The organism is Streptacidiphilus neutrinimicus (genome assembly GCF_000787815.1).
GTDB classification, from domain to species: Bacteria; Actinomycetota; Actinomycetes; order Streptomycetales; family Streptomycetaceae; genus Streptacidiphilus; species Streptacidiphilus neutrinimicus.
The window spans coordinates 93715-101185 of record NZ_BBPO01000025.1 but is presented as its reverse complement, the minus strand read 5'-3'; the positions used below and the strand labels follow the sequence as shown (position 1 = coordinate 101185).

Below are 7471 nucleotides of genomic sequence, written 5' to 3'. Positions count from 1 at the left end.
GCGGTGCACCGAGACCGCGCCCGCCATGGCCCCGGCCGCCGACGCGCCGGCCAGCGGGGTCGCCGCGCCGAGCGCGAGCAGGACGCCGCCGCCCGCCTCGCCCAGGCCCGCCGCGAGCGCGGCCTGACCGCCGGGATGGAAGCCCATGGACTCCATCGCCTTCGCGGTGCCCTGGAGACCACCGCCGCCGAACCAGCCGAAGAGCTTCTGCGAGCCGTGCGCGAAGAGCACGCCCCCTGTGCCGAGGCGAAGGGCCAGCAGTCCGAGGTCCTTGCGGTTCAGGCAGGCCATGGCGCCTTCCTTTCGGGTGAGCGCAGCCTTTCACGGACTTCCGCGCGTTTTCGCGGGCTTCCGGCGTGCGGCTGCGCCGGACGCGGCCCCACGCGCTCACGTGCGTCGGCGCCGCGTCCGGCCTGGAACGCAGACCTCTCCAGTCTTCGCCGTCGCCCGCGGCCCCGCCGCCCGGGTTAGCCCGCCCGGGTCGGCGGGCCGGCAGCCGCCAGGCCCCGTGCTCGGAGCCTCAGAGCTCCTTGCCCAGACAGATCGCCGAGTCGTACTCGCGGTAGTAGCCGAACTTCGTGATCGGCGCGTAGCCCTCGGAGGCGTACAGCGCCAGCGCCTCCGGCTGCTGGTCGCCGGTCTCCAGGATCATGCGGCGCCGACCCGCCCTGCGGGCGTCCTCCTCCAGGTGACGGAGCATCCGGCGGGCCAGGCCACGGCCGCGCGCCGAGGCGCGGGTGTACATCCGCTTCAGCTCGGCGTCCCCGTCGGCCAGTCCGATCTCGCCGCCGTCCTGGGCGCGCCACGCGCCGGTGCCGAGCGGCGTGACGCCGTCCACGTCGTACAGGACCGCGAACACGCCGTTCGGCGGTTCGAACTCGGTCGCGTCCAGGACGGTCGCGTCCCCGTCCCCGTAGCGGCGCACGTACTCCTGCTGCACCTCGTCCATCAGCAGCCGCGCGTCCGGGTGGGCGTACCCGACGACTCGTATCTGCTCCACGCGCACACTCTCCACTCGATCAGCCCTGCGGCGATCGAGTCTACGCAGAGCCGACGACGGCCCCCGCACCTCTTCCGGGCCGCAGGGGCCGCCCTCGGCCGCCGTCGCCTGCCGTCGCCCTCCGGCGTCGTTACGCCAGCAGGTCGGTCCTGCCGAACATCTCCGCCGCGGCCCGCGCCGACGGCTGGCCCGCGTCCGGGTCCGCGCCCGCGGCCAGCAGGGCGGTGACGATCTCACGCTCGCCCTTGAACACCGCACCGGCCAGCGGCGTCTGGCCGCGGTCGTTGATCCGGTTCGCGTCGGCGCCGTGCGCCAGCAGCGTCCGCACCGCGCCGGCGTTGCCGTGGTAGGCCGCGAGCATGAGCAGGCTGTCGCCCTTCTCGTTGATCAGTTCCGCGGGGACACCGTCGTCGAGGTAGCCGGCCAGGGTCGCGGCGTCGCCGCCGCGCGCGAGGTCGAAGATCCTGTTCGCGAACTCGACGACCTCGGGGTCGATCTGGTCACTCATCGTCTGCTGCGCTCTCCGTCACTGGGTCGACGTCACCGAAAGGACGTCACGGGAATCGGTCGGCCGAGCCACAGCGTACGGGCTCGGTGCCCACCGAACGAGTGATCAGCCATCCGGGCGAACCTCCCGCGCGCCGCCGCGTCCAGGCGGGCGACACGGGACACGATCCCCGTACAAGCAGGTGCAGACCCGGCGAATCACCCGATCTCATGCTATCCAGTACGTATTACTTTTCGTTACGGCTGTTCGACAGTGCGTAACCCCGGAAGCGCGGCAGGCCTGACCCACCAGGCACGCTGCGACCACCCTCCAGCCCGCTGTCCCTAAGCCGAGGAGCCCCTCGTGATCCTCTCCGTCTCCGGAGTCGTCCTGCTGGGAATCATCGCGTTCCTGTTTTTCCGCAAGGACGGCCTCAAGCTCTCGCACGCCGTCGTCTGCGCCCTCTTCGGGTTCTATCTCGCGGGCACCGCGATCGCCCCCAGCATCAAGGCAGGCGGAGCCAGCCTCGCCAGCCTGCTCGGCGGCATCAAGTTCTGACGCGCCCGCACCTGCCCCGGAGCACCCAGATGACCTTCACCGAACACCTGGCCCGCGGTCGCAGCCTGGCCCGTACGGCCGGGGATCACGCCGCCGACATGTTCGGCCCGATGATCACCATCGGCCGCGGCCTGCGCGCCCACGCGGCCTGGACGAAGAACTGGTGGGCCACCACGCCCAAGGACAAGCGCGGCCCGGCGCTCTTCCTGGTCGTGGCCGTGATCGCCGGCGTCGCCCTGCTGCCGTACGGACCGCTGCTCGCCCTGCTCGCCCTGATGGGCAGCGCCGCCTGGGCCGGACGCGAACGCGTCGCCTCGGCGCCGCCCGCGCCGGACACCAGCAACCTGAAACTGGCCGCGATCTACACCGCCCTGACGCCGTATCTGATCCACGAGTCGGACCCGGACCCGCTCTACGCGCACGGTGGCGACTTCAAGGACGCGTTCAGCAGCTGGGAGTTCGACGAGGAGGGCCGGCTGGTCCAGCTGGACCTGAGCTACCCGGCGTACTTCACCGACACCGAGCCGCAGTCACGCGCGCGGATCGAGCAGGTGATCCACGGCAAGTCCGGGCGCAGCCGCGAGTTCCGGTTCACCTGGGACGAGGAGGTCAACCGCCTCCAGGTCAGCGCGCTCCCGCCGCTGCCGGGCGACATCACCGCGCAGCGCTTCGTCACCGCCGCCGGCGAGCTGGTGCTCGGCTTCACCGACACCACCAGCACCAACCGGATGATCCCGGTGCGGCAGGGGGGCGCCCAGACCCACCAGCCGCCGGTGCTCTGGCGGACCGGGCCGCGCTCGGCGGAGCCCCACCTGCTCGCGCTCGGCACTCCGGGCTTCGGCACCTCGACGCTGCTGCGCTCCCTCGCGCTGCAGGCGCTGCCGCACGGCGAGATCGTCGTCGTGGACGGCGCGGGCACCGGCGAGCACGCCTGCCTGGTCGGCCGTCCCGGCGTGCTGACGGTGGAGACCAGCCTGCACGGCGCGCTCGCCGCGCTGGAGTGGGCGGCCACCGAGACGCAGCGCCGTCTGGACGCGCACAACGAGGCCAAGCGCACCGGCGGCATGCCGCCCGCGGACACGGTGCGCCCGCTGTGGCTGCTGCTGGACCACCCCTCCGAACTCACCGAGCTCGCCCAGGCGGAGGGCCGCCCGGACCCGCAGGAGCTGCTGGAGACCCCGCTGCGGCACGGCCGCGGCGCGCACGTCACCGTCGTGGTCGTCGACCGCCTCGACGCGCTGGAGCGGATCCGTCCGAGCGTCCGGTCCGCGTGCAAGGCGCGGGTCGTGCTCGGGCCGCTGAGCCAGCACCTGGCGATGGACGCGCTCGGCGGCCCGCTCGACATCACCCCGTCCAGCCACACCCCGCCCGGTCGCGGCTACGCCCGCCTCGGCGGCGCGGCCCCCGTCCGCCTCCAGGTCCCGGCGACGCCCGACCCGTTGGACGACGAGGCCCCGATCGACCAGCGCGACGCGGTGATCGCCCTGCTCCCCCACGCGGACACCCGCACGGAGAGCACCGGGGACCTCGCCGCGGTCGCGACGGCGGCGCACGCCACCGAGCCGACGCTGGTGGCCGACCTCTCGGCCATCGAGCACCCCCGGCTCGACCTCCCTCCGGTGGGGCTGCCGCCGATGCCCTCCGAGGCTCCCCGGTACCACTGAGAGCCACCGTTCCCATCGAGGGACCGCGCAACGCTGAGGGCCGCTCAGCTCCCCCGCCCCACCGGATCCCTTCCGGTGGGGCGGAGCCGTTGTCGGGAGGGGGCGGCGGCGCCCGTGCGGGACGACCGGTCTCGGCCGCCCTCTTGACGGCACCGTAGCGGGCGGTGCTCAATAGGGCGCCAATGGACTGCCTTCATACCATTGAGCGGTCCGCACCCCACAGACCAGAGGTGCGCATGTCGTCCACAGAACCCACGGCGCTCTCCCCGACAGACACCCCAAGCGACGAACAACGCCTCCACGAGCTCGGATACGCGCAGGAACTGGCCCGCACGATGTCGGGCTTCTCCAATTTCGCGGTCTCCTTCACCATCATCTCCGTCCTCTCCGGCTGCCTCACCCTGTACGGCACAGGCATGGGCACCGGCGGTCCCGCCGTCATCGTCTGGGGCTGGCCCGTCGTCGGGCTGCTGACCCTGCTGGTCGGCCTCGCCATGGCCGAGGTCTGCTCCAGCTACCCGACCGCGGGCGGGCTCTACTACTGGGCCGCCAAGCTCTCGCCGAACAACGGTCCGGTGTTCAGCTGGTTCACCGGCTGGTTCAACTTCCTCGGGCAGGTGGCGGTGACCGCCGGGATCGACTTCGGCGCGGCGCAGTTCATCAACGCCCTGCTGGATCTCCAGGGTTGGTTCCCGGCCAGTTCCGCGCACACGGTGCTGATCTTCGGCCTGATCCTGGTGGTCCACGGCGCGCTCAACACCTTCGGCGTCAAGCTGGTGGCCCTGCTGAACAACGTCAGCGTGTGGTGGCACGTGCTCGGCGTGCTGGTGATCGTCGGCGTGCTCGCCATCGTGCCGAGCCACCACCAGTCCGCCGGCTTCGTCTTCGGGCACTTCGTCAACACCACCGGCTGGGGCAGCTCGATCTACGTCGCCGCGCTCGGTCTGCTGCTCGCGCAGTACACCTTCACCGGCTACGACGCTTCCGCGCACATGACCGAGGAGACCAAGGACGCCGCGCGCTCGGGCCCCAAGGGCATCGTGATGTCCATCATCGTGTCGCTGCTGGCCGGTTGGGTGCTGCTGATCGGCATCACCTTCGCCATCCAGAACTACGACGGCGAGGTGGGCAGCGCGACGGGCGTCGCCCCCGCGCAGATCTTCATGGACGCGGTCGGCGCGACCGGCGGCAAGATGCTGCTCCTGGTGGCGATCGGGGCCCAGCTGTTCTGCGGGATGAGCTCGGTCACCGCCAACTCCCGCATGATCTACGCCTTCTCCCGCGACGGCGCGCTGCCGGGCTCCCGGCTGTGGCACCAGATCAACCCGCGCACCCGGACGCCCACCAACGGCGTCTGGCTGGCCGCGGTCGGCGCCTTCCTGCTCGGGCTGCCCGCGCTGTGGAACGCGACCGCGTACACGGCCGTGACCTCCATCGCGGTCATCGGCCTCTACATCGCCTACGTGATCCCGACGTTCCTGCGGGTGCGGCTCGGCGAGTCGTTCGTGCGCGGGCCTTGGCACCTCGGGCGCTGGAGCCGCCCGATCGGGATCGCCGCGGTGACCTGGGTGGTCGTGATCACCGTGCTGTTCATGCTGCCGACGGCCAACCCCGTCACGGCGGCGAACTTCAACTACGCCCCGATCGCTGTGCTGGTGGTGCTGGGCTTCGCGGGCGTGTGGTGGGCGACCTCGGCGCACAAGTGGTTCACCGGCCCCAAGGTGCAGGGCTCCGCGGAGGAACTGGCCGCCGTCGAGCGGGATCTGGGCGGCATCTGAGCGGACGCCAGGTGAAGGGCGCGGCAGGAGCGGGTACAGAAGGGCCGTCGGCCGATTCCGTCCCCCCGCTCCCGCCGCGATCCCGCCGGAGGTTCCGCCATGACCACCGACGACCTGCCCGCCGGGCTGACCGAGCCGGCGCGCCTCGCACTGGAACAGGCCGGCTACCGCCGCCTCGGGGATCTGGACGGCGTCCCCGAGGCGGAGCTGCGCCGGCTGAGCGGCGTCGGCCCGCGCGCCCTGCGGCTGCTCAAGCTGGCCCTGGAGGCCAGAGGTCTGGCGCTCACATAGGGCCGTGCTCCTTGATCACCCGCCGCGTCTGCGCGAAGAGCATCCCCACGTTGACGTTCTTGCGGCACACGACGACGGCCACCATCTCGTCCTGGCTGTCCATCCGGATGAACAGGTGGGCCAGGTTGTCGCTGTTGACCAGCACCTCCTGGAAGTAGTGGCGGTCCGTGGAGACGCCGCGCCGCTCCTTGAAGATGTTCTCGATCATCACCACGTTCCGGCCCTGGAACAGCTCGAAGGTCGCGGCGGCGAGCAGGTCGAGGACCTCCGCCGGATGGGAGTCGACCGTCTCCACGGTCAGCAGCATGCCGGTGGACAGGTCGATCACCCCCGCCGCCAGGCAGTCGGGCACGTCGTTGCGCAGGTGCTTGACGAGTTCGGTGATGCGGTCGGACATGCTCGCCGGTGTGTTCATGGTCTTCCCCAAGGTCGGTCTTCTGTGTCCTTCATCTCGTGCGCCCGCACAGCAGGTCGTCCAGGCGCTCGATGAGCGCGCCGGTCTCCCGTTGCAGGCGCACGAGGTCGAGGCCCTCGTCGCCGAGGACCGCGAGCAGTGCGGTGTCGCCCACCCCGTAGATCACGGCGTAGCCGCCGCCGCAGTGGGTCACGGTCCGGCGCAGCGGGCCGCGCCGGGAGACGGCCGCGGTCCGGCGGGCCAGGCCCAGGCCCGCGGCAGCCAGCGCGGCCAGCGACTCCGGGTCGATCTCCGCCGCCGTGTCCGCCGCGACCAGCAGGCCGTCGACCGCGGCGACGGCGGCGTCGGTGATCCCCGGCACCCGCTCGCGCAGCCCCCGGATCTCGGCGACCAGCGCCTCCTGGGTCATCCACTCACTCCCTCCCCGGACACCGGTGCTACCGGTACCGCCTGAGACCCCACAGAATCTGACGGAGCGTCGATTCCGAAACCTGCCTGGCCCGCGCGGCCGGCACCGATCCGGGTATCTGCCGGCCGGGTTCCCGGCGCGGCAGATCCTCCCCGTCCTCGTACGGCGCTTGCTGCGGCGGGGCTGGGGCCGGTGCCGGGACGGGCGCGACCGGCGCGGGCCTGCGGGAGGCGGCGTCGAGATGCCGGTGGTACTCCACGGCGCCCGGCAGGCATTCCGCGACGGCCCGCAGATCCAGTCGGGCCATCGCCAGATTCGCCTGGGAGCGGTCGAGGGAAATCTGGATGAAGGCGTGCCAGTCACCGGTGCGCAGTCGCGCCGCCTGCCACAGACAGAAATAGCGCGATCCGGTGATGATGACTTCCTCGACCGCCTGACCGTTTCCGGTCGCGTCCGATCCTTCGGCGCCGGGATTTCCGCCCGTCTCCGCAAAATCCGCGACCGCGCTCATGGCAATTCCGAGCGCGACATTTCCGAGTGGGACCGGAACGCCGCCGGTCCGTGCGGGACGGGAAGTCGAACCGAGCACCCGTCCGCTGCCGACATCGCCGAAGGCCGCCGCCACCGCTCCGGGGATGCGCATCGCGCTCTCCAGCGCACCCGGAGCCGCCTCCTCGTCGGCCGCCCCTCCCCAGAACCCGCTGTGAGTCATGAGCCGCTCACGCGGCTCTGGCGCCGGGGCAGCCGCACCGAGCCGACGCCGGGCGTGACGCCGTCCCAAACACCGTCCGCGACGGCGGGCGGAGGCCGGGTCGAGGCGCCGGGTGGCGGCGCGGGGGGCGCCGCGTGCCGGGGCGCCAGCAGGGCGC

10 protein-coding genes are annotated in these 7471 nt (G+C 72.1%); 4 read left to right on the top strand and 6 right to left on the bottom strand.

The window, feature by feature from the left end:
- The 3 genes from TR48_RS18035 to TR48_RS18025 all read right to left on the bottom strand — a co-directional run.
- On the bottom strand, nucleotides 1–291 hold a 291-nt coding region (locus TR48_RS18035), incomplete at its 3' end, for a DoxX family membrane protein (protein ID WP_042368356.1).
- A 229-nt stretch (nucleotides 292–520) separates the two neighbouring features.
- Nucleotides 521–949 carry a GNAT family N-acetyltransferase gene (locus tag TR48_RS18030; protein WP_084729529.1) on the bottom strand — a complete coding sequence of 143 codons (429 nt, stop codon included), beginning with the start codon at nucleotides 947–949 and terminating at the stop codon, nucleotides 521–523.
- Nucleotides 950–1130: 181 nt separating this feature from the next.
- Nucleotides 1131–1508, bottom strand: a complete 378-nt coding sequence (locus tag TR48_RS18025; protein ID WP_042368352.1) for an ankyrin repeat domain-containing protein — start codon at nucleotides 1506–1508, stop codon at nucleotides 1131–1133.
- 342 nt (nucleotides 1509–1850) lie between these two features.
- Here TR48_RS18025 and TR48_RS18020 point away from each other — a divergent pair, with 342 nt between their 5' ends.
- The 4 genes from TR48_RS18020 (at nucleotide 1851) to TR48_RS18005 (ending at nucleotide 5778) form a co-directional block, all read left to right on the top strand.
- Complete coding sequence (locus TR48_RS18020) at nucleotides 1851–2045, top strand: hypothetical protein (protein WP_042368350.1); 195 nt, start codon at nucleotides 1851–1853, stop codon at nucleotides 2043–2045.
- Nucleotides 2046–2074: 29 nt separating this feature from the next.
- Nucleotides 2075–3709, top strand: coding sequence for a membrane protein (locus TR48_RS18015; protein WP_042368348.1), 1635 nt, complete (start codon nucleotides 2075–2077; stop codon nucleotides 3707–3709).
- A 236-nt stretch (nucleotides 3710–3945) separates the two neighbouring features.
- Complete coding sequence (locus tag TR48_RS18010; RefSeq protein ID WP_042368347.1) at nucleotides 3946–5487, top strand: amino acid permease; 1542 nt, start codon at nucleotides 3946–3948, stop codon at nucleotides 5485–5487.
- A gap of 99 nt (nucleotides 5488–5586) precedes the next feature.
- Nucleotides 5587–5778, top strand: a complete 192-nt coding sequence (locus TR48_RS18005) for a helix-hairpin-helix domain-containing protein (protein ID WP_042368345.1) — start codon at nucleotides 5587–5589, stop codon at nucleotides 5776–5778.
- Here TR48_RS18005 and TR48_RS18000 read toward each other — a convergent pair.
- Genes TR48_RS18000 through TR48_RS17990 form a run of 3 tightly spaced genes read right to left on the bottom strand, consistent with a single transcriptional unit; the run spans nucleotide 5771 to nucleotide 7314 of the window.
- Nucleotides 5771–6175, bottom strand: a complete 405-nt coding sequence (locus TR48_RS18000; protein WP_236652201.1) for a hypothetical protein — start codon at nucleotides 6173–6175, stop codon at nucleotides 5771–5773. The two genes, TR48_RS18005 and TR48_RS18000, sit on opposite strands and share 8 nt — an antisense overlap.
- Nucleotides 6176–6224: 49 nt before the next feature.
- Entirely contained in the window at nucleotides 6225–6602 is a 378-nt protein-coding gene (locus TR48_RS17995) for a roadblock/LC7 domain-containing protein (protein ID WP_063771006.1), read from the bottom strand.
- A 28-nt stretch (nucleotides 6603–6630) separates the two neighbouring features.
- Nucleotides 6631–7314 carry a hypothetical protein gene (locus tag TR48_RS17990; RefSeq protein WP_042368341.1) on the bottom strand — a complete coding sequence of 228 codons (684 nt, stop codon included), beginning with the start codon at nucleotides 7312–7314 and terminating at the stop codon, nucleotides 6631–6633.
- Between the last annotated feature and the right edge of the window lie 157 nt (nucleotides 7315–7471).